Below are 26566 nucleotides of genomic sequence, written 5' to 3'. Positions count from 1 at the left end.
GTGAAACGCGTCGTCACCGATCTCGCCCTGTTCGGCGGTCCTTCCGCCTTCCTGCGCCCGCTGCTGGTGGGCATGCCCACCGTCGGCGACCGGGCACGGTTCCTGGCCCGCCTCGAATGGGCCCTGGACAACGACTGGCTGACCAACGGCGGCCCGCTGGCCACGGAGCTGGAGGCCCGCATCGCCGACCTCACCGGCGTGCGGCACTGCGTCGCCACCTGCAACGCCACCTCGGCGCTCCAACTGCTGCTGCGGGCCTCGGGCGTCACCGGGCAGGTCATCATGCCCTCGCTGACCTTCGCGGCCACCCCCCACGCGGCGAGCTGGATAGGTCTTGAGCCGGTGTTCTGCGACGTCGACCCGGTCACCGGCTGCCTGGATCCCGCGCGGGTCGCGGAACTCATCACCCCCGACACCGGAGCCATCCTCGGCGTGCACCTGTGGGGCCGGGCGGCGCCCGTCGTCGAGCTGGAGAAGCTCGCCGCGGAACACGGGGTGAAGCTGTTCTTCGACGCGGCCCACGCCTTCGGCTGCACCTCCGGCGACCGGCCGATCGGCAGCTTCGGCAACGCGGAGGTGTTCAGCCTCCACGCCACCAAGACGGTCATGTCCTTCGAGGGCGGGGCGGTGACCACCGACGACGGCGAGCTGGCCGAACGGCTGGTGGCCCTGCGCAACTTCGGCATCGACCGGGACAAGTCGGTGACCGCCGTCGGGATCAACGCCAAGATGAGCGAGTGCTCGGCCGCCATGGGCCTGACCTCCCTCGACGCCTTCGCCGGGACCCGGGAACGCAACCGGGAGAACCACGCCCTCTACCGGTCGGAGCTGCGCGGGGTGCCGGGCGTGGAGGTGCTGCCCTTCGACGAGAGCGAGCGCAACAACCACCAGTACCTGGTCCTGCTGACGGACCGTGCCGTCACGGGACTGCACCGCGACCGGCTGCAGGCCCTGCTGCAGGCCGAGAAGGTCTTCCCCCAGCTGTACTTCTCGCCCCCCTGCCACCTGATGCCCGCCTACCGCACCGACCCCCCGCTCCGCCTCGAACACACCGAGCGCCTCGCCGAGCGGGTGCTCGCGCTCCCCACCGGTCCTTCGGTGTCCTTCGAGGACATCCGCCGGGTGTGCAGCATCGTGCGGCTCGCCGCGGAGCGCGGCCGGCAGATCGACGCCATGTGGACCGGAGCGGAGCCCGCGTGAGCGCCGTCCGTACCCCACCGACCCGGAGGTAAGAGTTCTCGTGGACACCGCCCGAACGGCACCACCCGCACCCCCCGCACCATCCGCACGGACAACACCGCCCGCCCAGACGGCACAGGCAGCCCAGGCGATCGAGGACGTGGCGCGTCCCGGCGGCGACCGGGCCGCGGCGATCGCCGTGCTGCGCACCCGCATCGCCCGGCCCGGCGACACCGGCGACCGGGTGCGGGAAAGGGCGGAGCACCTCGTCGACCTGGCCGTACGGTACGGCTCCCACCCCTTCACCACCCTGGAGCAGGCCCGCCACCTGCTCGGCGTGGACCGGGCGGACTTCGCCGCGCTGCTCGACCTCTTCGGCCGGACGCCCGAGCTGGGCGCGGCCGTTCAGCGGGGGCCCGAGGGCAAGTACTGGACCAACACCATCCTGCCGCTGGAACGGACGGGCGCGCTGGAGGCGGCCGTGCACGGCCGCCCGGCCTTCCCGTACAGCGTCGGCCTCTACCCCGGGCCGACCTGCATGTTCCGCTGCCACTTCTGTGTACGCGTCACCGGCGCCCGGTACGACGCCTCCGCGCTGGACACCGGGAACGCCATGTTCGCCTCGGTCATCGAGGAGGTGCCCGACACCCAGCCCTCGACCGTCTACTTCTCCGGCGGCCTTGAGCCGCTCACCAACCCGGGGCTCGGCGAACTCGCGGCGCGCGGCGGCGACCGCGGGCTCGACATGACGCTCTACACCAACGCCTTCGCCCTCACCGACAGGACGCTGGAGCGCCAGCCGGGGCTGTGGTCGCTGCACGCGATCCGCACCTCGCTCTACGGCCTGAACGACGACGAGTACGAGGCCACCACCACCAAACCGCGCGCCTTCACGCGGGTCAGCGCCAACCTGGGCTCCTTCCTGGCACAGCGCGAGGCCCTGGGCGCACCGCTGCGCCTGGGCCTCAACTACATCGTCCTGCCCGGCCGGGCCGACCGGCTGATGGACCTCGTGGACTTCGTGGCGGAGCTCAACGAGCACTCCCCCGGCCGCCCGCTGGACTTCGTGACGGTGCGCGAGGACTACAGCGGCCGTGCCGACGGCCGGCTCGCCGCCGCCGAGCGCGCCCAACTGCGCGACGCGCTGCGGGACTTCACCGCGTACGCCAAGGAGCGCACCCCCACGCTGCACATCGACCTGGGGTACGCCCTGGAGAGTCTGCGCAGCGGGGTGGACGCCGAGCTGCTGCGCATCACCCCGGAGACCATGCGCCCTTCCGCGCACGCGCAGGTCGCGGTGCAGGTCGACCTCCTGGGCGACGTCTACCTCTACCGGGAGTCGGGGTTCCCCGGCCTCAAGGGCGCGGACCGCTACATCGCGGGGCGCGTCACCCCGACGAAGAGCCTGCACGAGGTGGTCGCCGAGTTCGTCGAGCGCGCCCCGCACATCGAACCGCACTCCGGCGACGAGTACTTCCTCGACGGTTTCGACCAGGCCGTGACCGCCCGGCTGCACCAGATGGAACAGGACATCGCCGACGGCTGGGGCGCGCACCGGGGGCTGCTGCGCGCGGACGGCGCGACGTGAGCGCACGGGTCGGCGTAAGCGCACCGGTCGACGTGAGCGCACGGGGCGGCGGTGGTGCGGGGCCCGTACCCGTACCGCCGCGGGCCCCGCACCGCCACCGGTGCCGCCACCGGTTCAGCCGGCGGCGGCCGTCGTGGGAACGCCGCGGTGCCGTCGGGTGAGCTCCTCCAGGGCGGCCACCACGTCCTGGGGGCCGGTCTCGGCCCGCACCTCGTCGCGCAGCAGGCGGGCCCGGTCGAGGAACGAGGGCTCGTCGAGCACCCGGGCCACGCTGTCGCGGAGTTCCCCGGCGCTCACCTCGCTCTCCCTCAGGTAGAGGCCGGCTCCCGCCTCCGCCGTCATCTGCGCCCGCAGGAGCGTGTCCCACAGGTACGGCACGACGACCTGCGGCACCCCGTGGTGCAGGGCGGTCGACCAGGTGCCGTTCCCGCCGTGGTGGATCACGGCCGAGCAGCTCTCCAGCAGGACGTCCAGCGGGGCGAAGCCGACGGCCCTGACGTTCTCGGGCAGGGGTCCTGTCTCCCGCAGGAAGGCGGGGTCGACGGTGACGACGATCTCCGCGTCTACCTCCGAGAGGACCTGGAGGTAGTGGTGGAGGACCTCCGGGTCCGCGGTGAAGCTGGTGCCGGTGGAGCCGGCCGACAGGCACACCCGCCGCCGGGCCGGGGGCTCCTTCAGCCAGTCGGGGACGACGGCCGGGCCGTTGTAGGGCAGGTACCGCATGCCCACCGTCGGCAGGCCCAGGTCGAGCCGGAACCGGGCCGGCTGCATGTCGACGGTCCACTGGCCGACCACCAGTTCCTCGTCGTAGGGCGTCCCGTGCTGCTCGGCGGCGCCCGCCAGCCAGTCCCGCAGCGGGTCGGGGCGCGCGTCGGCGGGCTGTTCGGCGAGGCGGGCGAGGAACTCCCGGCGGAAGTGGGCGTTGAGGTCGCTCGCGTTCAGAACCCGTGCGTGGGCGGCGCCGCACGCGCGCGCGGCGATCGCCCCGGCGAACGTGTACGGCTCCCAGAGCACCAGGTCCGGCTGCCACCTGCGGGCGTACCCGACGAGTCCGCGGACGAACGACTCGTCGTTGATCACCGAGTAGAAGTGGGGAACGGACAGGTCGTAGAGGTGGAACAGGTAGTCCCAGTCGAAGACCTCGGGGCGGGACAGGTCGATGTCCGCGGAGTACTTCTGGATCTCCGCCCCCTTCTCGCGCATCGCGTCGAGCAGCCGGTGGTCCTCCCCCACCGGTACGGCGGTGAGCCCGGCGCCGGTGATCTCGTCGGCGAAGCCGGGCTGACTGGCCACCCGCACGTCGTGGCCCGCCGCTCTCAGGGCCCCCGCGAGCGGCACGAAACCATGGAAGTGCGTGGTGTGCGCGAAAGTCGCGAGGAGCACCCGCATGAACAACTCCCTTGATACGTCAAGCACGTGACGGACAGTCGACGATTCTGCCCCGGTGTACTGAGCACGCCAACGCGGAGCCGTCCCCGCTCGATTCAAGGACGAACGTTCCTTGAGGGCCCGAGGTGGCAGCACGCCACGGAATGAGGCAACAGCAATGGCAGGACCCCCTTCCCCCGGCACGCGTCCCGCCGCGTCCCGCCGCCCCCTGGTCGTCGTCCTGGGCGCCTCCGGGTACATCGGCCGCGCCGTCCTGCGGGAGCTCTCCCGGCGTCCCGTACGGCTGCGCGCGGTGGCCCGCCGCCCGTTCACCGTGCCGGACGGCGGCCCGGCGGTCGTCGAGAAGGTGCTGGCGGACCTCACCGACGAGGGCGCCGTCGCCGACGCGGTCCGCGGCGCCGACGCGGTGCTCCACCTGGTCGTCCGTACGGCGGGTGAGGGCGCATGGCGCTCGGCGGCGCGGGACCCGGAGGCGGAGCGGGTCAACGTGGACCTGGTGCGCGAGGTGGTCGCGCGGTGCGCGGCGGTGCCCGGCGGGGGTCCGCGGCCGGCCGTCGTGCTGGCCAGCAGCAACCAGGCGGCGGACGACCGCCCGGGGCGCAGCGCCTACGCCCGGCAGAAGGCAGCCGCGGAGCGGCACCTGCTCGACGCCGCGGCACGGGGCGCCGTCCGCGGCGTCGCGCTCCGGCTGCCCACCACCGTCGGCAGCGACGCGGGCGTGACCCCCTCGATGGCCCGCCGGGCGCTGCGCGGCGAGACCCTCACCCTGTGGCACGACGGCACCCTGCGGCGCGAGTTCCTCGACGTGGCCGACGCGGCCCGCGCCTTCGCCGTAGCGCTCGACCACGCGACGGAACTCGACGGCCGTGCCTGTGCGGTGGGCGGGCACGTCGTGTCGCTCGGCGACCTGTTCAGGACCATCGCCGCGAGCGCGGCCCGCCACACCGGCCGGCCGCCCGTCCCGGTGCTGTCGGTGGACCCCCCGGGCTACGCCGAGACCGGCGACTTCCGCGACCTCGACGTCGACTCGTCGGAGTTCCGGGAGGTGACGGGGTGGCGGCCCGGGGTTCCGCTGCGCCGGGCCGTCGACGACGTCGTGTCCGCCGCCGCCCGGCAGGGGGCGACGGCGGGCTGAGGGGGCCGCCGTCGGTTCAGCCGAGGGCGGCCTCGATGAGGTCGACGGCCCGCCGGGTGCCGCCCTCCGCCAGCAGTTCGGCGCGGAGTTCGTCCGAACGGCGGCGGACCTCCGGGTCGGCGGTGTGCTCCAGCAGCGCCGTGCGCAGGGTGTCGGCGTCGGCGTCGGCCGTGTCGATCCGCCGGGCCACGCCGAGTTTGACGAGCTGGTCGGCGTTGGCGAACTGCTCGGCGCCCTGCGGTACGGCGATCATCGGCACGCCCGTGTAGAGGCCCTCGCTGCTCCCGCCCATCCCGGCGTGGGTGACGAAGGCGTCGGCCTGCTCCAGGATCGCCAGCTGCGGCACCCAGTGGTGCACCTCGACGTTGGCCGGGATCTCCCCCAGCTCCTCGGCGTCGGTGGTCCTGCCGATCTGCAGGACCACGTGCCAGCCGTCCAGGTCGCCGAAGGCCGCCAGGCACTGGCGGTAGAACTCCGGCTGGAGGGTGTACGCGGAGCCGAGGGAGACCAGCAGCACCTTCTCGGCGCCGGGCGGCCGGGTCCAGCCCCCCTGGTCGGTGCGGTCGTCGAGGCAGGGGCCGACGAAGGTCACCACGTCGGTGTTCACCCGGTCGGCGTTGGGCTGCATCGCCTTGGTGATCATCGCGATGGTCCCGTCGGGCATGCCGCTGAAGGTGTCCACGTCCAGCGTCTTCGCCCCGCACCCGGCGAGCCAGTCGGTGAACTTCCGCCGGTACGCGTCGGCGCCCGGCAGCTGCATCAGCACGTCGCCGACCTCCTGCTGGTAGCCCTCCCACGACACGTACGTCGGAGAGAGCTGTACGAACGGCCGGTTCTGCCCCTCGGCGAGCGCGCGGCCCGCGTAGGACCCGATGTCGTAGAGGTAGAGGTCGGCGGGGTCCTCGTCGTAGTGGGCGCGCAGTTGGGGAAGCGCCTGGATCGCGTCGTCGAGGAAGAGGGTCATCGCCGAGATCGCGTCCTGCGGCCAGTCGTTGGTGACGACGGGCAGGGTGGTGGTCCAGGGGACGAACTCGGCGCCGGTGGGGGTGACGAGGTCGGCGACGTTCGGGGCGTCCGCGTAGGTCACCCGGTGTCCCCGCGCGACGAGTTCGCGGATGACCGCGAGACCGGGCAGGACGTGGCTGACGATGGGGTTGCCGATCATCGCGATGTGACGACGGGACATAAGCACTGACTCTTTTCGCTGCTGCGGCATGTCGACGGGAGAGTGGGGACGGAGAGGGGGGGTCGAGAGTTGGTGGGGCGGAGAGCTGGGGCGGGAGAGGCGGGAGAGTGGCGGCGGGGACGCCGCGGCCCGGCCGGCCGCAGCCCCGGGGAACGTGTATGCCGCAGACACTAACCACACCCGCCGTGCCCGGAGAAGTGCGCGCACCGGCCGGCCGCCGACGCCGGGCCCGGGTGCGGGGCCGGCGGCGCGTACCGCGTCACTGATCGTTTTCGCAGGTGCCGCCCGCCGCACCGGCCCGCCCGCGGCGGCCTCCCGGCGGGCCCGCCCGCTCCCCCGCCGTCGACGGCCGCCCCACCCACAACAGCCGAAAACCATTGACACTTGGCCGGTTCCGCCCCCAGATCACCACCCTTTCACCGGCTGTTTCCGCTAGACTCCTGCGTCGTGATTCCCTCTTTCGCCACCACCGGCATCTACTTCTTCTGACGCCCGCCCCGGGGCAGCTCCGGGTGCCGCGGGCACGGCACGTACCGCTTTGCACAAGCGGCACGTTCTTCCGCCGTTCAAGCACCGCACCGGCCTCTCACGACAGTCTCTGTCCTGGGCCGTGCGGTCATGCCCGTTTCCGGCGCCCGTTCGAGCAGTAGGCCCCCTCGGTCGACATGTGCTGGCCTCCTGACGAAACGGCGTGCGAATCATGCATCACTCTTCTCCTTCCACTGCTCCCGCCCACAACAGCTCCCTGTCCGGCACTTCGCTCCTCGAAGAACCGCTGTCGGAAGCGGGCACGGCCGCGCCCGGCGGCTTCCAGGTGGTCCTGGACGACATCGTGCACAGCCGCGGCACCCGTCGCCTGCTGGACGGGGTGCACCAGTCCGTGACCCTGGGCGAGCGCATCGGCGTCATCGGGGAGAACGGCTCGGGCAAGTCCACCCTGCTGCGCCTGCTCGCCTCGCTGGACAAGCCCGACGAGGGCCGGGTGCGGGTACGTGCGCCGGGCGGCGTCGGCTATCTGCCGCAGACCCCCGACCTCACGCCCGACGACACGGTGCGCGACGCCATCGATCACGCCCTCGCCGAACTGCGCGCGCTGGAACGCGGGTTGCGGCGCTGCGAGACGGCCATGGCCGAGGCGGATGGCGAGCGGCTGGCGGCCCTGCTGGAGGAGTACGGCGACCTCACGGAGGCGTTCGAGGCCCGGGACGGCTACGCGGCCGACGCCCGGGTGCAGGCCGCCATGCACGGCCTGGGCCTGGCGTCCGTGGACCCCGGCCGGCGCCTCGCCGAACTGTCCGGCGGCGAGCAGGCCCGGCTCGGCCTGGCCTGCGTGCTCGCCGCCGCACCTCAGCTGATGCTCCTCGACGAGCCGACCAACCACCTGGACCGGGAGGCCCTGGAATGGCTGGAGGAGCATCTGCGCTCCCACCGCGGCAGCCTCCTGGTCGTCTCCCACGACCGTGTCTTCCTGGAGCGGGTGTGCACGGCGCTGTGGGACGTGGACGCCGACCGGCAGACGGTCCACCGGCACGGCGGCGGCTACGCGGGCTACCTGAAGGCCAAGGAGGCCCTGCGGCTGCGCCTGGAGCAGCAGCACCAGGAGTGGAAGGACGACCTGGGCCGCCAGCGCGAGCTGACGCGCACCGCGGCGGACCACCTGGCCGCCGGGCCGCGGCGCAACACCGACCGGACGAACGGCCGTCACCAGCGCAGTGTGGAGAAGCAGATCTCCGCCCGCGTGCGCAACGCCAAGGAGCGGCTGCGCCGGCTGGAGGAGAACCCGGTCCCCCGGACGCCGAAACCGATGCGCTTCGCGCCCCGCATCAAGGGCGGCGACCCCACGGGCGCCCCGGTCGTCGCCGCCCTGCACCGGGTCGACGTCGCGGACCGGCTGCACGTACCGGAGTTCGAGGTGCGTCCCGGCGAGCGCGTCCTGATCACCGGCCCCAACGGGGCGGGCAAGAGCACCCTGCTGCGGGTGCTGGTCGGCGACCTGGAACCGGCCCGGGGCACGAGCACCCGTCCGGCACGCACCGGCTGGCTGCCGCAGGAGACTCCGGTCACCGACCCCGGGACCAGCCTCCTGGACGCGTTCCGCGCGGGCCTTGTCGACGACCCGCAGTCGCACCGCGGGGCGCTCCTGGGCCTGGGGCTCTTCCGGCCCTCGGACCTGGCCACCCCGGTCGGCCGGCTCTCCGTGGGCCAGCGCAGGAGGCTCGCCCTCGCCCGGCTCCTGCACGACCCCGTCGACCTGCTGGTGCTCGACGAGCCGACGAACCACCTGTCACCCGCGCTGGTGGAGGACCTGGAGGAGGCCCTGTCGCACTACCCGGGAACGCTGGTCGCCGTCTCCCACGACCGCATGCTCGAAAGGCGGTTCAACGGACGCTCAGTGCGCCTGGAGAACGGCTCCATCCTCGGCTGATCACGCTGTTGCGCCCCCACGCCCCGTGAGACGATCCCGCGGTGATCGCCCCAGGGGGAACCCGTACGGGGAGAGGCCGGCGGCGCCCCGCGGCACCGCCGGCCCTCTGCGACCGCCCCCGCCGCAGCCGGACCACCGCCCGTCCGCGCCGGCCCGGCCGGGCGACCCGGTCCGGCGCACCGGCGCATCCCCCCACTGCGTGACAGCGCTCCGGCTTCTTCGACCCACCGGCGAAAGGAACGCCCCCCATGGCCACCGACGGATTCACCGACCCGCGCATCGTTCCCCACGAGTCGGACCAGGAACGCGACGCGCGTGAGCGGCTCACGAAGCTCCTCGTCGACAGCCCCATCCCGCCCGAGTACCTGATCGACAACCTGCCCGTCTACCTGCGCCGCCACCAGCTCGCCGACCTGCTCTCCATGGACGCGCTCTACCGCATGCTGCCCGAAGTCCCGGGCGTCATCATGGAGTTCGGCGTGCTGCACGGCCGTCACCTGGCCACGCTCACGGCGCTGCGCAGCATCTACGAGCCGTACAACTCGCTGCGCCGCATCATCGGCTTCGACACCTTCACCGGCTTCCCCGACGACATCAAGGACGTCGACAAGGTCAGCACCAGCGCCGTCGCCGGGCGCTTCGCGGTGCCCGAGGACGAGGTCGAGCACCTGCGCGAGGTCCTGGCCGCCCACGAGGCCACCGAGCCGTACGGGCACACCCAGCGCTCCTTCGTCGTCCAGGGCGACGTGCGCGAGACCGTGCCGCAATATCTGAAGGACAACCCGGAGACGGTCATCGCCATGGCCTACTTCGACCTGGACCTCTACCAGCCGACCAAGGAACTCCTCCAGGCGATCCGGCCGCACCTGACCAGGGGCAGCATCCTGGCGTTCGACGAACTGGCCCACCCCAAGTGGCCGGGCGAGACCACGGCGCTGCAGGAGGTCTTCGGCCTCGACTGCGCACCCCTGCGCCAGCTGCCGGGCCGCGAGCCGCCGGTCATCTACCTCAAGTGGGGCGAGTGAGCGGACCGGGGCCGCTGTGATGACGACTCGGCAGACCGGCGCACAAGCGCCCACGACCGTCCGGGAGCTCGCCGTCGAGGGCGCCTTCGAGTTCACCCCGAAGGTGTTCCCCGACCACCGCGGCCTGTTCGTGACGACGTATCAGCAACCGGTGTTCGCCCGGGCGACCGGACACGCCTTCCCGTTCTTCCAGACCGGGCAGAGCCTCTCGCGCCGTGGTGTGGTGCGCGGAGTGCACTTCACCGCGACGCCGCCCGGCATGGCCAAGCACGTCTACTGCGCGCGGGGCCGGGCGCTCGACTTCGTCGTGGACCTCCGGGTGGGGTCGCCCACCTTCGGCCGGTGGGACACCGTCCGGCTCGACCAGGAGCACTTCCGGTCCACGTATCTGCCGGTCGGCGTGGGCCATGCGTTCGTCGCTCTGGAGGACGACACCGCGATGGTGTACCAGATGTCCGGGCCGTACGTGGCGGAGCACGAGCTCGCGCTCTCCCCGCTGGATCCGGCGCTCGCCCTGCCGGTCACGCTCGACGGCGTCGAACCGATCCTGGCGGAGCGCGACCTCGTGGCTCCCACGCTGGCCCGGGCGCTGGAGTCGGGCGTCCTGCCCGACTACGAGACCTGCCTCGCGCTGGAGGCCGCGGCGCCCGGGGGCGGGGCGTACCAGGACGGGCTGTCCTAGGACGGGGTGCCCGGGGGCAGGGCGGCGCGGCCTCTCCCGAAGGGACCGACGGTCAGCCGGACTTGCGGCGGAAGCGTCGCTTCTGGCCGGCGGGACCGCTCATGTTCCTGACCTTGCTGCGTCCCTCTTCGTGCGCCTGCGCGGCTTGTGAGACCCGGGCCTTGCGCTCCAGCGCCTCCTTGAACTTCGCGCGTACCTCTGCCTCGGCGCTGTGGTTCTGCGGAGTTTCAGTCATAGGGCCTCCCAGCCGTAGGAAATGTTCGCGGCACAGCCGCACCCCCCACCTTCACGGGTGGTGCTGGAGCCTCACTCGAAATTCACCGGGGGCCCGGACGGGACCGTCGGGGCCGAAGCCGTGGTGCTCGCGCTGGAAGGCGTAGGCCGGCAGGTCGACCGGGACGCCCGCGGCGAGCACCCGCTCCCAGGCGATGTCCTGCCCCGCCACGTGCAGTGCGCCCAACGCCCGTGTCAGGAACCGCACTTCACCCGCCTCCACGCCCGGTCCGCACTCCACGTACCGGCCCGCTCCCGAGCGTTCCAACGTGCGCAGCGCGTCCACGAACCGCACCGCGTCGCCCGCCTGGCGCACCCAGTACCCCGGGTCCGCCGCCTCACCGGCCGAGACGGTACGCCCCGTCACCGTCGACACCCACGTCATCGACGGCACACCGAACACGCACTCCGCCGCGGCCTGCCCGAACTCGCCGGGCACCGCGTCCGGGTGCGTCAGCCGGCCCCGCGCGGCCACCAGCCGTGCCGCGTCCGCGAGATCCAGCACCCCCGCCACATGCGCCGCCGCCACCTCGCCCACCCCGAGACCGGCCACCGCGGCCGGCACCACTCCCCACGACTCCCACAGCCGGTACGACGCCACCTCGACGGCGAACAGCGCGGGCTGCGCGAACCGCGCCTCCCGGACCAGCGCCGCGTCGGGCCCGTCCGCCGCACCGAACAGCACCGCCACCAGCGGCAGCGGCAGATGCGGATCGAGCGCGGCGCACACCTCGTCGAGCGCCCGCCGGAACCCGGGGAACGCCGCGTACAGCTCCCGCCCCATGCCGATGCGGCGGCTTCCCTCGCCGGGGAACAGCACCGCGAGGCCCGTCCGCGCGGCCAGGGTCCCCGCGACGAGTCCCGGATGGTCACGGCCGGCCGCGAGGGCGCGCAGTGCCTCCGCCGCCTCCGCGGACGACTCGGCCACGACACTGGCCCGGTGCTCCAGGTGGGGGCGGTGCCGGGCGGCGGTGTACGCCACGTCGAGGAGGCCCGCGTCGGGTGTGCCGTCCAGGTGGCGGGCGAGCCGCCCCGCGTTCTCGGCGCGCGCCCGCGCGGTGCGGCCAGAGACGGTGAGGGCGACGGGGGCAGGTCCGCCGCGGTGCCGGCGACGGCCGGTGACGGCACCCCAGTTCACGTCGAACCCGTCGCACCACAGCGCGGCGGCCACGTCCTCCAGGGCCCGGCGGGCGCCCCGGCCCCGGCGGCCCGTACTCAGGACGTGCGGCCGGTCACCGTCGGGGCCGGGTCGCGGTGTGGGGCAGGACCCGGGGTACGGAGTGATCGAGAGGATGCGCAGACCACGTCCGCCGCCGGGCGCGCGCGGGGCCGCGGTCCCGGGTGCGGGCGAGGGGGCGCACAGCGCGCGGGCCCAGTACGCGGCGCCGAGGTCGCTGCCGTCGGTGTACCCGCCGGTGACTGCCGACCAGAAGGGCACCGTAGCCGTACGGGTGCGCAGCGCGCCCAGGCGGCGTGCCAGCTCGGGTGCCGGATCCCGTTCCCCGGCGTCCCCCGTCTGCCGCGCGTCCCCGGCGTCGGCGCGTTCGGCGACGAGCCGGGACCAGGTGGCGACCAGACGGGCGCCCTCGGCGAGCGGCAGCGCGCCCGCGAAGACCGCGGCGGCCACCTCGCCGGTGCTCCGCCCGAGGACGACGGCGGGCTCGACGCCCCAGGCGCTCAGGGTGCGGGCGACGGCCGTCTGGAGGGCGAACAGGACGGGCAGGTCGCCGCCGGGGCGCTCCGGGCGCAACTCGGCCCGGTCCGCGAGGAGTTCCTCGGTGACCGACCGCCCGGTGAACGGCCGCAGGGCCAGGTCGCACTCGTCGAGGGCGGCCCGGAAGGCGGGTTCGCCCAGCAGGTCACGGCTCGCGTCGAGCCACTGCGGGCCCGGTCCGCAGAAGCAGAAGGCGAGCGCGTCCGGCCGGTCGGCGGGGTCCTGGGCTCGGGCGGCGACGTGCGTGCGCAGTGCGTCGGCCAGTTCGCCGGGGTGGGCGACGGCGGCGACGACCCGGTGCGTGCCCGTGGCGCGGCCGAGGAGTTCGGGCACGTACCAGGCGCCGCCCGTGCGGATCCGCTCGGTGAGCGCGTCGGTGGCCGCGCGCAGGCCCTGTGCGCTGTCGGCGGCGAGCGGCACGAACAGCCTGCGCCGGTACGGGGCTTCCTCCAGGGCGAGTCGGGTGGGGACGCCGCCGGGGCCGAAGCCGCCGACACCCGCGCGGCGGCGGCCCTCGCCGTGGTGCAGGGCGAGCGCGGCCCTCAGCAGAGCGACGACGCCCTCGACGGGCTCCTGCCCGTACGAGCCGGTGTCCGTCGGCCCGTCCCGGACGTCGTCGGCGGTGGCCGTGACAGTGACAGTGGCGGAGGCGGTGGCCGTGGCGGTGGCGGTGGCGTCAGAGTCGGTGACAGCTACGGCGACGGCGCTGCCGCGGATGACCGCATAGACGCGGTCCCCGGCGGTGAGCGCGTCCGACAGGCGGCGCAGCACGAGGACACCGCAGCCCTCGCCGCGTACGTCCCCGGCCCGGCCCGAGCCGCCGCGTACGTCCCCGGCCCGGCCTGCGCCCGGCGTGGTGCGCGGGCTGCGCAGCACGTCGACGCCGCCCGCGAGCGCCAGGTCCGCCTCCCCCTCGCGCAGGGCGCGCACGGCGAGGTGGGCGGCGGTGAGCGAGGAGCCGCAGGCCGCGGGAACGGCGGAGGCGGGCCCCGCCAGCCCGAGGGTGCGGGCGATCCGGGCGGGGAGCGCCGCGTCGTCGTGGCCCCGCGCCGTGGTGCCCAGGAACACGCCGGTACGGCTGCCCGCAAGCTCGTCGTGGACGATGCGCGCGTCCTCCAGCGCGGCCCACGCGGTCTCCAGGGCGATGCGCTGGCGGGGGTCCATCCGGCGGGCCTCGGCGGGCGGGATGCGGAACAGGTCCGCGTCGAAACCGGCGATGTCGTCGAGGAGGCCGCCCCGGTGGGCGGAGGCGTCGCGCAGGCCCTGCCACAGTGCTCCGGGGGTCTCGATGCCGCCCGGCAGCCGGCAGCCGATGCCGACGATCGCGACCGGCTCGTGGGCGCCCGCCCGCGCGGCCGTGTCCCCGGCGGTCCGTCGGAGGGTGGCGGTGTCGCTGGTCACCTGGGCAGTGCCCATCTGCACTTCCTTGGGGTTCGTCGCAGCGGATCGGCAGAGCGGGCGGACCGCGTGTGCCGCGGGCGTTCCAGGTTCCCGCCCCCCTCTGGAGACCTGCTGGAGCAACGCCGGGCCGCGCCCGCCCCTGGCCGTGCCTTCCCTGGCAACGCCGGCCGGCCGCTACCGGGCGCGCCGTGCCGTGTCCTGGAGGGTGCGCGCGAAATCGGTGGCGGGGGTCTCCGCGGCAGTGAGCACCAGCTGCGGGGCGCGGGCGCCGAAGGCCGCGACCGCACGCGCGACTTCGTACCCGACGACGCCCGCGCCCGAGAAGCCGCCGAGCACGACCGGTCCTTCGCCCAGCACGCGCAGCACGGCGTCCCGCAGCCGGGACACCTGGGCCGGGCGCAGCAGGGCGATCGCCTCGGGGCCCCGGTAGGCCCTGACGAGCGAGGTGTGCAGGGAGCGGGGCGTGGCGGGCGTCTGGACCAGGCAGACGGTGCCCGCACCGGAGCGGGTGGCCGGGCGCAGTACGACGAGCGGGGGCGCGGTGGCGTCGTCGGAGTACGGGCGGGCGACGGCGCGAGGGGGCTCGGCCCGTGGTTCCTGGGGGAGGTCGGCGAGCAGTGCGACGAGGTCGCCGACGGTCGTGGAGCGGTCCGCCTCGGCCGGGATGCGCCGCAGTAACTGGGCGGTGTGCGAAAGGAGTTGACCGGCGTCGCCCAGGCGGGTGCGGTCGTAGGATGCGGTGAGCGCGAGGGCGCCGTCGTCGTGGTGGTGGGCGACGAGGGTGAAGGGGAACGCGGTGCGGGCGCCGAGGGTCTCGGCGGCGCCGACGGACACGCCCTGCTCGGCGAGGAGCCGGGTGAGGGCCTCGGCCTCGCGCGGCAGGTCCTCGAAGACGAGCAGGCTGCCGGCCGACGCCGTGCCGCGCAGCCCGGACCAGGAACGTACCTGACCCGCCGACACCCATTCGTAGGCGGACCGCTCCAGGGCCCGGTCGCGCAGCGCGCCCAGGAACACGGGCACGGTGGCGTGCGGGTCGACGTCGACGGTGACCGGCAGGGGGCTGCGCAGCGGGGCGGGCAGGGATTCGACGCCGTCGAAGGGGATGCCGCGTCCGGAGACGGTGGTGTGGAAGCGGACCCGGGCCCGGCCCTCGCAGCCCCTGGCCCGGTACAGCAGCAGCGCCCACACCGCGTGCAGGACGCTGCTCTCGGGGCTGCCCAGGTCGGCCGCCCAGGTGCCGAGCCGTTCGGTCTGCGCGACGGTGAGCCGGGTGCGGGCGTATCCGACGCCCGACCCGGTGGCGGTGGCGAGCGGGTCCGCGCCGGGGTCGAGGTCCGCGCCGTCCCAGAACTCCTGGGCGGGGGCGGTGTTCCGGTCCGCGAGCCAGCGCAGGTAGTCGCCGAGGTCCGGGCGGCGTTCACCGCCGGGCAGACGGCCGTCCGCGAGGTAGGCGCGGTAGAACTCCTGCAGCAGGATCCGCAGGCTGCGGCCGTCCAGCAGGGCGTGGTGGAAGGTGAGCAGGACGCGGGCGGGTTCGGCGGCGGCGCCGGCCGGTCCGCCGCTCAGGACGGTGATGCGCAGCGGGCCCCGGCCGCGCGGGTCGAGCCCGCGGCGGCGGTCCGCCTCGACGACCGTGTGCCAGTCGGTGGTGGCGTACGAGAGGGGTACGACCTCGGGTGCGATCCGGTCGTGCTGGACGAGGTACGGCTCGGGGCCGTCCTCGAAGGTGGTGCGCAGCACGCTCTCGTGGTCGAAGACGGACTGCCAGGCGGCGGTGAACCGGTCGAGGTCGAGCGGCCCGCTCCAGGCGAAGGCGAACTGTTCGCTGTGGCGGGCGGTGAAGGGGTGGGCGATCAGTTCGCGCTGCAACGGGGTCGGCAGCAGCCTGCGCCCGTCCGGTGCGGCGGACGGGGTGTGGGTGAGCAGGTCGGCGAGCAGCCCGGCGGGGAAGTCGACGGGGACCCCGGGGCCGTCCGCGAGGGAGAGCCGCAGCGTGTGCCAGCGGGGGCCGGACCGTTCGACGCGGTGGCGCCACCGCGGTTCCCCGGCCGGCCGGTGGGCCGCCCGGTCGACGCGGTCGAGGGCCGACTCCAGCCGGTCGGTGTCCATCGGCCCGTGCAACTCCACGGCCGGCAGGGCGTCTTGGGCCTTGCCGCCGAGGTCGACGACGACGGTCAGCGGCTCGTCGGGGCCGTCGTCAGGGGTGTGCGGGGCGTGAAAGGCGGTCATCGTCGTCCGGGGCGCGCGCATCCGCGTACCTGCGTGCGTGTCCACGCACGGCCACCGCTGTGCACACGGCGAAAACCCCTGCCCTCCCTCCTCTGCGAACGCGGAACGAGTATGCGAAGGCCCGCCCACGCGGACCTGACGCGGTGCTGACACGGCGGTCGGGGAATACCGCGGGAAAGGCGGCCGAGGTGGGGGCGGGCCGGGGCGGCAGGGGGGTGGAGCCCCGGCCCGCGGGGCCGGTGGTACGGGTGAGGGGCAGCGTCGGGCTTCGCCATGACGACCTCCTCGTCCTCACGTACGCACCCACCGTTTTCGTACGGTAGCCAGGTGTGCGGCCGGGGGCCCGGTTCCTCGACCAGGGCTCCAGAGCGGCCGGAAGCCCCTTGTAGTACCGGGCGTTGCAGTAGCGGGCGGACGTCGCAGGACCCGGCGTCGCAGGACCGGGCGGGGTGCGGGCACGGGGACGGCCCGGCCGGTCAGTCGACGAGTTCGGCGACGGCTCCCATGAAGCCCTCGTCGAACATGGTGCGGGCCGCGGTGTCGGACGAGCTGTCCAGGCCCGCGTCGTGGCGGGCGACGCTGAGGAGGAAGCGGTCGCCCAGGACGAGGTGGGTGGCGAAGGACCAAGGGGCTTGGGTGGCGGGGCCCTCGTCGGCCGTGCCGAAGCCGAACTCGGTGAATCCGAGCCGCAGTCCCTGGCCGAGCGCCTTGGTGTAGGCCTCCTTCAGGGTCCACAGCCGCAGCATCCGGGCGCTGCGTTCGGGCTCGGGGAGGCCGCCGAGGTCGGTGCGCTCGGCGGCGGTGAGCACATGACCGTGCATCAGGTCGTAGGGCATGCGCCGCTGGGCGGGCTCGGCGTCGACCCCGATGCGGCCGTCGCGGCTGATGCCGACGGCGATCAGGTCGTCGGTGTGGGTCAGACTGACGTCGATCTGGTCGAGGCCGCGCAGGTAGGGCCGTCCGCCGGTCCGGTACGCGAGATCGATCTCGGCCGGGTCGACGTGCAGGGCGGCTGCGGCGGTGTACTTGGTGGCGAGCCTGGAGGCGACGAAGCGGTAGCGGATGGTGGGGTCGGTGGTGCGCCGGTAGCGCTGCCAGTCGCGGCCCAGCAGGGGGCGCAGCGAGGGGTCGGCGATCGCGGTGGTGAGCCACTCGCCCCAGGTGGTGTGGACGACGGCGTTTCCGTGGCGGTCCATGGACTGCCGTACGCGGTGCCAGGGGGCTTCCGGTCCGCTGACGTGGACCGGCGTACCGATGCGCTCCGCGCCGGGCAACCGGATGTTCGTCAAGGTCGCTGCCTTCCGTGGGGTGCCGCGAACGTGCCGGCAGGGTGGGCCGCAGAGGTGGGTCGGGGAGGGGTTGGGCCGGAGAGGGATGGGCCGGAGAGGGATGGGCCGGAGCTGTGGGTCACCCCGCGAGGCCGACCGCGTCGAGGTCGTAGCTGCGGCCGTCCCGGTAGCGGCGCAGTGCCTCCTCCAGGACTCTTTCCTGGCAGCCCGCGGGCAGCTCGGGCACCGGGATGCCGAGCCGGCCGCCGAGCCTGGTGAGGGCGAGGACCGCCCAGGCGGGGTCGCTGAGGAACGGGTCGGTGCCGTCCTGGTGCTCCCAGGTCCCCAGGACGGCGGCGGCCCCGACGACGTGGCAGTAGCGGTCGGCGAGGACGGCGACGGCAGGGTCGGCGAGGGCCGCTCCGGGGTCCGGGAGGCTGCGGCACCGTTCCCGCAGGGCGCGCAGTTCGGTGGCGAACCCCTCGGCGAGCGCGGCCAGTACGGAGAGGTCGCCGCCCGCGGAGCGCGCCGCGGCGAGCCGTCCCGCGCTGCCTGTGAGCGAGGCGGCCATGAAGTCGCCGCCCCCGGCGATGCCGAGCAACCGGTGCTCCAGCCGGGGAAGTCGTGCGTCGCCGCGGAAGAGTTCGGGCGGCGGTTCCTCCTCGGTGAACCAGGACCGCCGGGCCAGGCCGCGCAGTTGGGGCACGAGCACGGACTGGCAGGAGGCGCTGCCGGCGTGCCCGAGTCCGGCGACCGGCAGGTCCCGGGCGAGTTTGCCGAGTGCGCCGTACTCGGGCGACCGGTGGTCGTCACCGTGTTCGCCGAGGACGGTGGCGAGTTCTTCGAGCTGCTCGCGCAGCAGGTCGGGCACCACGTACTTGACGGCAGCCGCGAAGAGGTGGGAGCCGGCCGGGAGCAGGCTCAGCGCCCGCAGGGCGGTCGTGGCCATGCTGTCGCAGGCCAGCAGCTCGGCGAAGACTCCCGCGAGCGGTTTGCACCGGCGCCGCGAAACGGGACCGTCGGCGTCCTTCGTCGCGGCCCGTACGGCGGAGCGCAGCACCGTGTCCGTGGCGGCGGTGGCGACGGAGCAGACCAGGCTGCGGTTGACCTGGAAGGTGCGCAGGGCGAGGGACACCCCCTCGCCGCCCGCCCCGACCAGGGCGTCCGCGGGGACGGGGCAGTCGGTGAACTCCAGTCCGCCGAACAGCGCGCCCCGCATGCCCGTGGTCTCCACCCGGGGCAGGTGGCGTACGTGTGCGGGCCGCTGGTGGGCGGGGTCCAGCAGCAGTACGGAGTGGCTGTGCGGCCCTCGCGCGGCGTCGGTACGGGCGTAGACGACCTGGAGGTCGGCGCGGCGCGCGTTGATGATGACGTCCTTGCGTCCGCCGAGCCGGTAGCCGCCGGGGACGTCCCGAGCGGTGAACTCGTGGCGCAGGATCGCGTTCGCGTGGGCGAGTTCGTGGTGCAGGATCGCGGCCCGCCCGCCGGTCAGCAGCACGTCGGCGACGTCCCGGCGCTGGCGTTCGCTGCCGGCCGCCCAGACGGCGCCTGCGGCGAACAGCGAGACGATGCCGTGGCCGAAGCCGAGGGCGAGGTCGCGCCGGAAGACGGGGCGCAGGACGCGTGCGAGATCGTCGGCGCGGGTGAGCAGACCGCCGTACGCGGCCGGGACGAATTCGGCTCCGATCCCCTCGGTGGCCAGGAGGGTCTCGGTCGCGGCGGGTACCTCGCGCCGGGCGTCGGCGGCGAACAGGGTGCCGAGACCGTGCGGGTTGGCCGGGTCGTACGGGTCGCCGAGCAGCTTCTCCAGACGGACCGCGCGGGCGGACGCGCCGACGGCCTGCCGGGTGCGCCCGGAGCCCGGGGTGTCGACGGTTTCGGCGCTGAGGGTCATGGTGGACACAGTGACGGGCTTCGCTTGAGAGTCGGCAGAGAGCCGATCCACCGACCCCGCAAGGCCGCCGACTCCCGCGGCCCACAAGGCGTTCGGGCCCACAAGGCCGTTCGGGCCCGGTCGGGTCGTCGGGTCCGCTCGGGTCGTCGGGTCCGCTCGGGTCCGGTCGGGTCCGGTCGGTCAGCCCACCCGGCTCAGCCGCTCCGTACCGGCGGCGGGTGCGTCCAGCGGCTGCTCGGGGCCGGCCATCAGGATCGAGCGCTGCAGCCTGCGCAGTCCGGCGGAGGGTTCGAGGCCGAGCTCGCGGACCAGGGTCTGGCGAAGCCGCTGGTAGACGTCGAGCGCCTCGCTGCGGCGTCCGGAGCGGTGCAGGGCGAGCATGAACTGGCCGTGCAGATTCTCGTGGGTGCGGTAGCGGCTGACCAGCACGGTGAGTTCGGCGAGCAGTTCGCGGTGCTTGCCGAGCCGCAGGTCGGCCTCGATGCGCTGGTCGAGCGCGCAGAGCCAGGTCTCCTCCAGCCTCCGGGTCTGCGTCTCCAGCCGGGGTCCCGCCTGTACGTCGGCGAGCGCGGATCCGTTCCACAGGCCCAGGGCGGCGCTCAGTTCGCGTGCCGCGCGCGGGAAGTCACCGGCGTCCATCGCCCGGTACCCCGTTCCGGCGAGCCGCTCGAACTCGCGGACGTCGCTGGCACCGCCCGAGGTGTGCAGCACATAGCCGCCGGGCGCGGTCATGAGCACGTCCTTGGCGATGCGCGGCACGGCGCCCTGCGGGTCGTGCGTGAGGGCCACCGAGATCAGCTCGCGGAGCTGCAGCACGTACGTCTGGAGGGTCGTGCGCGCACTGCGCGGCGCCCGGTCGCCCCAGAGTTCCTCGACGAGCGCGGCCACCGGGACGACCTCGTCGGCGTGCAGGGCCAGCAGGGCGAGCACCTGTCGCGGCTTGGGGGCCGTCGGCGTCACCGAGATCCCGTTCTCCCTGACGGCCAACGGGCCCAATACTTCGATGTCCACGCCGTTTCCCCTCTTCGTGCCTGAGTCGTCAGTCACCCGAGGCCTCGTCAAGAACCTCTCGGTACTCGGTACATATCCCAGTTAAAAACAGGCCGTCCGGTCTGTCAATACCAAACCGCTCACGCTGTTTTCTTACCGTGCCACACCCCTGCTCGATTCTGCCTACAGCCGCACCACAGGAGCGGGGTACCCCGAAGTGCCTTTTCAGCACGGTGGATTGGGTATCCGCGCAGCCCAGCGCACCTCCGAGGGGATCAGGAGGCACGCCGAACCAGGACACCGGGATCTGACGCCGATACGGGAAATTAACGGACCGTACGGTCTACTTCCTGGCCCGTTCCCCTCAGGCGGGGCAGCAACAACTCCCAGAACCCGGCGATCCTGCGCTCCGCGTACCAGTCGGGGTCCCGGGCGCCGAGCACCTCGAAGCCCACGGTGGCCGCGACGATCGTGCTGGCCGCGGCGTCCGACGAGACCCCTTCCGCGAGACACCCCTCCCCCTCGGCGCGGGTCAGCGCCTCCTCGACCCACCGCTGCCAGCCCCGGCGACAGGAACCCGCCCCGGCGATGTTGTCCCCGCCCAGCTCGAAGCCGGCCCGGACCACGACGTCCCGGGCGAGCCGGTCCATCAGCCCGTGCGACGCGTCGACGAGTTCCTGGAGCACGCCGCCCCCGTCGCCCCCCGCGCCCTCGACGATCCGGGCCACCACCAGGGCGGCCTCCTCCTCGACGGCCCGGGCGAGCGCCTGCTTGTTCTTGAAGTGGAAGTGCAACGCGCCGTTGCTGACTCCGGCGCGTCCACTGATCGTGGTCAGCGAGGCAGGTACGTACCCCTCCTCCGCGAACACCTCGGCCGCCGCCTCGATCAGGGCCCTCCGAGTGCGTACCGCACGTTCCTGCTTGACCATCTGCTCTCTCCTGGAATCTCGGCGACGGGCGACACGGCCGGAGGACGGGCGCCCTGATCACCAAATTAACAAACCGCACGCGCGGTTTATAGATGAGAGCGGCATTTATCTCCGACATGAGAGGCATTTGTCGCCGACCGTCGCCGGTCCCCCGCCCCCGCCCCCGCGCTCAGCCCCGGCCGTACGGCTTCAACTCCCGCCGTACGACCTCAACTTCGGCCGTACGGCTTCATCTCCAGCTGTACGGGGCGTGGTACACGGCGTCGCGCTCCGGCCGCCGCCACCCCGCGCGCGGGCGTTCCAGAGCCGGTTCCCTGCTCTCCTCGCGCCGCGCGGCGAGCAGCGAGAAGAGCGCCACCACCGCGGCGAGTTCCTCCTCGCTGGCCTCGCCACGCTCCACCCGGACCACTGCTCCGGTGCTTTCCACACTGCCCACGAAGTCCTCCTCACTTTCCGCCACCGTCCGCCACACCGCTCAAGAACCGCTCCAACTCCGGTGGAGGACCGCTCCGGAGCTCTCCGGCCGGGGCGGACCACGAAAAAGCTCCGCGACCCGGTCGCGGGCCGCGGAGCTCTGGTCACCCGGTCAGTGCGCCCGGGCCCCCAGCAGGACCGGGAGCTCGCGGTAACCGTTCATCAGGAAGGTGGCCATGGGCTCAAGCCGGTCCGGCGGGCACGCGAGCTTGAGGTCCGGGAAGTTCGCGAAGAGGGAGGCGAGGGCGGAGGTCGCTTCCACCCTGGCCAGCGGAACTCCCATGCAGCGGTGGGTGCCGTGCCCGTACCCGAGGGTGTCGCGGTCGGTGCGCAGGAGGTCGAACTCGGCCGCGTTCTCGCCGTAGCGCTCCGGATCGAGCCCTCCGGCGGCGAACGAGACGAGGATGGGGTCGCCCTGCGCGATGCGCACGCCGTCCAGGTCGATGTCCTCGACGGCGAAACGCATCGGCGAGTACGCCCCGGGCGTGTGCATCCGCATCGTCTCGGCGGCCACGTCGTCCCAGGTGGCCCGGGACTCCCGGACGTGTGCGTACTGCTCGGGACAGGACAGCAGCCGGCCGACGGCGTTGGTGATCAGCGCGGCCGTGGTGTCCTGGCCGCCCGCGATCATCAGGTACAGGGTGCCCAGGAGTTCGGCCTCGCTGAGCCGGTCCCCCTGGTCCCGTGCCTGGATCAGCAACGACGTCAGGTCCTCGCCCGGTGCGGCGCGCTTGGCCTCCACGTGCGCGGCGAGCAGCCCGAAGGCCTCCATCCGCGCCGCTTCCATCTCCGCGGCCGAGACCGTGGTGCTGAACACCGTGTGCAGAGCGGTGCACAGGCTCTTCGTGGCGGCGCCCTGCGGAACTCCGAAGAGCTCACAGATCACCCGCATGGGCAGCAGTTCGGCGAACTCCGCACGCAGGTCGACGGGGACGTCGGCGGGCAGAGCGGCCAGCCGGTCGGCCAGTTCGGCGGTGATCTCCTCGACGCGGGGCCGCATGGCTTCGGAGCGGCGTGCCGTGAAGGCCCCCGCCACCAGCCGCCGGAGCCTGGAATGCTGCTCGCCGTACGCGAACAGCATGTTCTCGTTGGCCACCCAGGCGTACAGCGGCCAGTCCGGGGTGATCCGCCCCTCCCGCAGGTCCGGCCAGTGCTGCCGCGCGTCCTTGGACACCCGCGGGTCGGTCAGCAGCTGCTCGACCTGCCGCTGGCCCACGACGGCCCAGGCCGTCACCCCTCCCGGCAGAGTCACTTTGACCGCGGGCCCCTGGGCCCGCAACATCGTGGCTTCGCCGGCCAGGTCGCGCCCGGTGACGTCCAGCGCGTACGGGCATGCAGCTATCTCCGTCATTTCCCACCCCTGCGTCGATGTCCACTGCTGTCGTGCACGTCGTACTCGTACTGGCTCGTACGCGCCTTCGTGCTCGTACTGACTCGTACTGGGTTCCGGTGTCGGGGACGCCCGGCTCCGCCGTCCCCGACACCGCTCCCCTCCGCAGGGCACCGCTCCCCCGCAGAGGGTCAGCCGCTCACCCCGGCCGCGAGCGCCTTCTCCGCACGCGCCGTGACGGCCTCTTCGTACACCCGCACCGCCCGGTCCGGCGAGATGTCGAGCCGGACGAGCACCGCGGGCAGCGCGACGCTCGACAGGAGGTGCCGCTGCAGGTCGGCCACGCGTTCCGGCAGGTCGGCGTGGTCCGTCATGATCTTCGAGAGGACCTGCACCCCGGTGAATCCGCCCGTGAACAGCTTCGCCGCGGAGTCGACGTTCACCTGGGGAAGAAGCTCCCCGTTCTCCTGCGCGCCGGTGAGTATCGTGGCGTTGCGGTCGATCCACGCGCTCATCGGCACCCGCCGGTCCAGCCCGTCGACGCGCGAGCCCTGGTCGACGGTGAGGCGCACGCTGCCGCGCACCATGGCGTCGCCCGTGCTGAGCATGTGGGCGATCACCAGCGACTCGTCCACTCCCTGCTGGAGCATCAGTTCGCGCCGGGGAACCTCCGGGACCGCGAAGACCTGGTTGGCGAGGACCGCCTGGGCCAGTTCCTTCTTGGACGAGAAGTGGAAGTAGAGGGCTCCCTTGGTCACCCCGGCTCTGGTGAGGATCTCGGAGATGGCCGCGGCCTCGTACCCGACCTCGTCGAACACCTCGGCCGCCCCGACCAGAATCGCGTCTCGCGTCCGGACTGCCCGCTCCTGCTTCGCCACCACTACCTCCGCGCCACGCCTTGCCATGGACCGCCCGAATATTTAAAGACCGGGCGGTACGTATCTTATCTCGATCATCCTCCTCAGCTGCTGCCTCCACCTGCGTGGTTTCGGCAAAGGTTCACCTGCGAGAGGACAATAAAACCAGTCAGCCGGTTTTTCAATGCCCTGTGCTCGGGCAAGTTCCCCCCGCATGTGCACCCGCATCCAGCCCCTGAATCTGCCGTTCCCCTTGTGCCAACCTCATTTTGGTGCTCTGAGGCTCTTGAAAACAAAACCGGGTGGTACGTATCTTCAGGGCTGCAACTGGCTCGTGACGACGCTGTGGGGGAATACATGACCGTGCTCGCGTACCACCAGGAACAGCTGGCTTCCTCCGGACTCCCTCAGCCCCTCCCCTCCGGGACGACTCTGTTCCCGGACCTCCGGGACGTCCCCGGACACGGCACCTCGCCCGCCTCGGCACAGGCCTCCCCTGCTGGCGCGACCGCAGGGGAGCTGAGCCATCTGCTCTTCGACCGCGATGAGCGGGAGCGGGTCCACGGCACCTGGCGCACGTTCATCTCGGACGAGGCGTTCCGCTACCGCGACGGGCTCTCCCCCGCCGACCGCGCCGCGCTCGCCTACGCAAGGCTGCGGGAGGTCAACTCCCTGATCGGCAGCCCGGAGACCCTCGCCCGCGACCCGCGGATGCTGGCAGGCCTGCACGAGTGGGCCGCGGTCGTGGACGGCGGCGGAGGGCTGTGCACCGTCGCCAGCATCCACTACAACCTGTTCCTCGGCAGCCTCCTCGACCACGAGGACAGCGGGAGACGCGACCTGTCCGACTTCACCTCCATGCGGCGCACAGGAACGTTTCTCTGCACCGAGCTCGAACACGGTAACGATGCGAGCGCGCTGGAGACCGTCGCCGAGTACGACCCGGCGTGCGACGGTTTCGTCCTGCACACGCCCACCGCGGGCGCCCAGAAGTTCATGCCGAACACCAGCCCCGTCGGCGGCCCGAAGAGCGCGCTCGTGGCGGCGCGGCTCCTCGTCGAAGGGCAGGACGAGGGCGTCTTCCTCTTCCTGGTGCCGCTGAGCGACGAGCAGGGTGCGCTGCCGGGGGTCAACGTCCGTCTGCTGCCCTACCGTTCGGGTGCTCCGGTGGACCACTGCCTCACCTCCTTCGACCGGGTCCGGCTGGGGCGCGAGGCCCTGCTGGAGGGCGCGCACGGGCGGCTGGACGAGGCGGGGAGGCTGACCAGCGTCCTGGGCAACCGGCGCAAGCGTTTCCTGCACTCCATCTGCCGGGTCACCACGGGGAAGCTCTGCATGAGCGGCGCCGCGGTGGGCGCCTCACGGGCCGCCCTCGCCATCGCCGTGCGCTACGCGCAGCACCGCCACATCAGCGGGGCCAAGGCCGGCGAGCGGGTGCCGTTGCAGGCCCACCGCAGCCACCACGGCAGGCTTCTCAGCTCGCTGGTCACCTCCTACGCCATGACCTTCGCGCACCGCGAGGTGGTCGACCGCTGGGACGCGGTGGACTCCCCCAAGGAGCGGGAGACCGTCGAGCGCGAAGTGGCCGTCATGAAGGGCTGGATCACCTGGCAGGCGCGCACCATCACCACCGAGTGCCGGGAGCGGTGCGGTGCCCAGGCCCTGTTCTCGGTGAACGGCCTCGCCGACTTCCCGCAGTACACCGAGGGGACAATCACCGCTGAGGGCGACAACCTGGTCGTCTGGCTGAAGGCCGCGAGCGAGATGCTCTTCAGGGCCGGCACCGCGCAGCGCGAGGAGAGCGAGGTCCCGCTGGAGGAACAGCCCTTGACGGACCTGCGCTTCCTGCGCGGGAGGCTGGCCGATGCCGAACAGCTGTGGCGGGCCAGGGCCAGTGCGGGGCTGCGGAGCGGCCCGGCGGGGGATCCGCTCGGCCGCTGGAACTCGGCCTCGTTCGCCGCACTGCGGATGGTCAAGATCCACGCCACCGTACAGGCGGCCGACGCCTTCTTCCGCGCCGTCGACCGGGCCACCGACCCCGCGACGCACGCCCTGCTGGAGAACGTGTGCCGGTTGTTCCTGCTGGAGCAGCTCGACGAGCACACCGGCGATCTGCTCGCAGCGGGGCACCTGAGCGCGGACCACGTCCGCTCCCTGCCCGATGCGGTCGAGACGGTCACCTCGGAGCTCGCGCCCCACATGGGGACCCTCGTCGACGCGTTCGACCTGCCGCCCGAGTTCCTGGACGCCCTCCCGATGCTCCAGGACAACGGCTACGGCTTCCTCCCGGACGCTCCGCCCGTCTGGGCCGCAGAGTGATTACGGCGTAATCACCTGAAGCGCCTGAAGCACCCGGAGCACCCGGAGCACCCGGAAAGTGATTACGCCGTAATCACCCGCAGCAGGGGGGCGGCCACACTGCCCGCGCCCCTGCACTCCCCCACCTCCGCACTCCCCCCCACCCGTCCCGTGCCCCACGGCCGGGAGGCCCTGGCTCGCCCTGCCTTGGGGCAACCTGAGGTCAGAGTCGCTTGGGTCGCTTCGGTAGCTGTGGAGACGACTGTGGGCGGGGGTGGAGTGATTACGGCGTAATCACTC

At 73.1% G+C, this 26566-nt stretch carries 19 protein-coding genes; 7 read left to right on the top strand and 12 right to left on the bottom strand.

Features of this window, described 5'->3' with window-relative positions; genetic code table 11:
• A complete protein-coding gene (locus tag ACWGIG_RS04305) occupies window positions 1–1200 on the top strand; it encodes a dTDP-4-dehydro-6-deoxyglucose aminotransferase (RefSeq protein ID WP_453319978.1) in 1200 nt (399 codons plus the stop codon).
• Window positions 1201–1240: 40 nt separating this feature from the next.
• Window positions 1241–2767: a dTDP-4-amino-4,6-dideoxy-D-glucose ammonia-lyase gene (gene desII / locus ACWGIG_RS04300; protein ID WP_453319977.1), complete on the top strand. Its 1527-nt coding sequence runs from the start codon at window positions 1241–1243 to the stop codon at window positions 2765–2767.
• A gap of 114 nt (window positions 2768–2881) precedes the next feature.
• Here the strand turns inward: desII and ACWGIG_RS04295 are convergent, their stop codons facing one another.
• On the bottom strand, window positions 2882–4183 hold the full coding sequence (locus ACWGIG_RS04295; protein WP_453319976.1) for an activator-dependent family glycosyltransferase: 1302 nt from the start codon (window positions 4181–4183) through the stop codon (window positions 2882–2884).
• 130 nt (window positions 4184–4313) lie between these two features.
• On the opposite strand from ACWGIG_RS04295, the gene ACWGIG_RS04290 reads away from it, so the two are divergent.
• Window positions 4314–5291, top strand: coding sequence for an NAD-dependent epimerase/dehydratase family protein (locus ACWGIG_RS04290; RefSeq protein WP_453319975.1), 978 nt, complete (start codon window positions 4314–4316; stop codon window positions 5289–5291).
• Window positions 5292–5307: 16 nt separating this feature from the next.
• Here ACWGIG_RS04290 and ACWGIG_RS04285 read toward each other — a convergent pair whose 3' ends face one another.
• Window positions 5308–6477 (bottom strand): macrolide family glycosyltransferase, encoded by a 1170-nt coding sequence (locus tag ACWGIG_RS04285; protein WP_453319974.1) that lies wholly within the window; start codon window positions 6475–6477, stop codon window positions 5308–5310.
• Window positions 6478–7177: 700 nt separating this feature from the next.
• Between ACWGIG_RS04285 and abc-f the strand changes: the two genes are divergently transcribed.
• The 3 genes from abc-f (at window position 7178) to ACWGIG_RS04270 (ending at window position 10609) form a co-directional block, all read left to right on the top strand.
• Window positions 7178–8902, top strand: a complete 1725-nt coding sequence (abc-f, locus tag ACWGIG_RS04280) for a ribosomal protection-like ABC-F family protein (RefSeq protein WP_453319973.1) — start codon at window positions 7178–7180, stop codon at window positions 8900–8902.
• 248 nt (window positions 8903–9150) lie between these two features.
• The gene (locus ACWGIG_RS04275) at window positions 9151–9927 is read left to right on the top strand and encodes a class I SAM-dependent methyltransferase (RefSeq protein WP_453319972.1); all 777 of its coding nucleotides are present in this window, start codon (window positions 9151–9153) and stop codon (window positions 9925–9927) included.
• A gap of 19 nt (window positions 9928–9946) precedes the next feature.
• Complete coding sequence (locus tag ACWGIG_RS04270) at window positions 9947–10609, top strand: dTDP-4-dehydrorhamnose 3,5-epimerase family protein (RefSeq protein ID WP_453319971.1); 663 nt, start codon at window positions 9947–9949, stop codon at window positions 10607–10609.
• A 52-nt stretch (window positions 10610–10661) separates the two neighbouring features.
• Here ACWGIG_RS04270 and ACWGIG_RS04265 read toward each other — a convergent pair whose 3' ends face one another.
• The 10 genes from ACWGIG_RS04265 to ACWGIG_RS04220 form a co-directional block, all read right to left on the bottom strand.
• On the bottom strand, window positions 10662–10844 hold the full coding sequence (locus ACWGIG_RS04265; RefSeq protein ID WP_453319970.1) for a DUF5302 domain-containing protein: 183 nt from the start codon (window positions 10842–10844) through the stop codon (window positions 10662–10664).
• Between the two features lie 51 nt (window positions 10845–10895).
• On the bottom strand, window positions 10896–14012 hold the full coding sequence (locus ACWGIG_RS04260; RefSeq protein ID WP_453319969.1) for an acyltransferase domain-containing protein: 3117 nt from the start codon (window positions 14010–14012) through the stop codon (window positions 10896–10898).
• 159 nt (window positions 14013–14171) lie between these two features.
• Entirely contained in the window at window positions 14172–16271 is a 2100-nt protein-coding gene (locus ACWGIG_RS04255; RefSeq protein WP_453319968.1) for a condensation domain-containing protein, read from the bottom strand.
• A gap of 431 nt (window positions 16272–16702) precedes the next feature.
• Window positions 16703–17515: a 4'-phosphopantetheinyl transferase family protein gene (locus ACWGIG_RS04250; RefSeq protein ID WP_453319967.1), complete on the bottom strand. Its 813-nt coding sequence runs from the start codon at window positions 17513–17515 to the stop codon at window positions 16703–16705.
• 118 nt (window positions 17516–17633) lie between these two features.
• Window positions 17634–19388, bottom strand: a complete 1755-nt coding sequence (locus ACWGIG_RS04245; protein ID WP_453319966.1) for an acyl-CoA dehydrogenase — start codon at window positions 19386–19388, stop codon at window positions 17634–17636.
• A gap of 180 nt (window positions 19389–19568) precedes the next feature.
• A complete protein-coding gene (locus ACWGIG_RS04240; protein ID WP_453319965.1) occupies window positions 19569–20399 on the bottom strand; it encodes an AfsR/SARP family transcriptional regulator in 831 nt (276 codons plus the stop codon).
• A gap of 305 nt (window positions 20400–20704) precedes the next feature.
• A complete protein-coding gene (locus tag ACWGIG_RS04235; RefSeq protein WP_453319964.1) occupies window positions 20705–21307 on the bottom strand; it encodes a ScbR family autoregulator-binding transcription factor in 603 nt (200 codons plus the stop codon).
• A gap of 229 nt (window positions 21308–21536) precedes the next feature.
• On the bottom strand, window positions 21537–21743 hold the full coding sequence (locus ACWGIG_RS04230; RefSeq protein ID WP_453319963.1) for an acyl-CoA carboxylase subunit epsilon: 207 nt from the start codon (window positions 21741–21743) through the stop codon (window positions 21537–21539).
• 150 nt (window positions 21744–21893) lie between these two features.
• On the bottom strand, window positions 21894–23132 hold the full coding sequence (locus tag ACWGIG_RS04225; protein WP_453319962.1) for a cytochrome P450 family protein: 1239 nt from the start codon (window positions 23130–23132) through the stop codon (window positions 21894–21896).
• Window positions 23133–23302: 170 nt separating this feature from the next.
• A complete protein-coding gene (locus tag ACWGIG_RS04220; protein ID WP_453319986.1) occupies window positions 23303–23989 on the bottom strand; it encodes a ScbR family autoregulator-binding transcription factor in 687 nt (228 codons plus the stop codon).
• A gap of 336 nt (window positions 23990–24325) precedes the next feature.
• Here ACWGIG_RS04220 and ACWGIG_RS04215 point away from each other — a divergent pair, with 336 nt between their 5' ends.
• Entirely contained in the window at window positions 24326–26287 is a 1962-nt protein-coding gene (locus ACWGIG_RS04215; RefSeq protein ID WP_453319961.1) for an acyl-CoA dehydrogenase family protein, read from the top strand.
• Window positions 26288–26566 lie beyond the last annotated feature (279 nt).

It is taken from the genome of Streptomyces sp. NPDC054863 (assembly GCF_053610825.1).
This window is presented reverse-complemented; position numbering and strand designations above follow the sequence as displayed.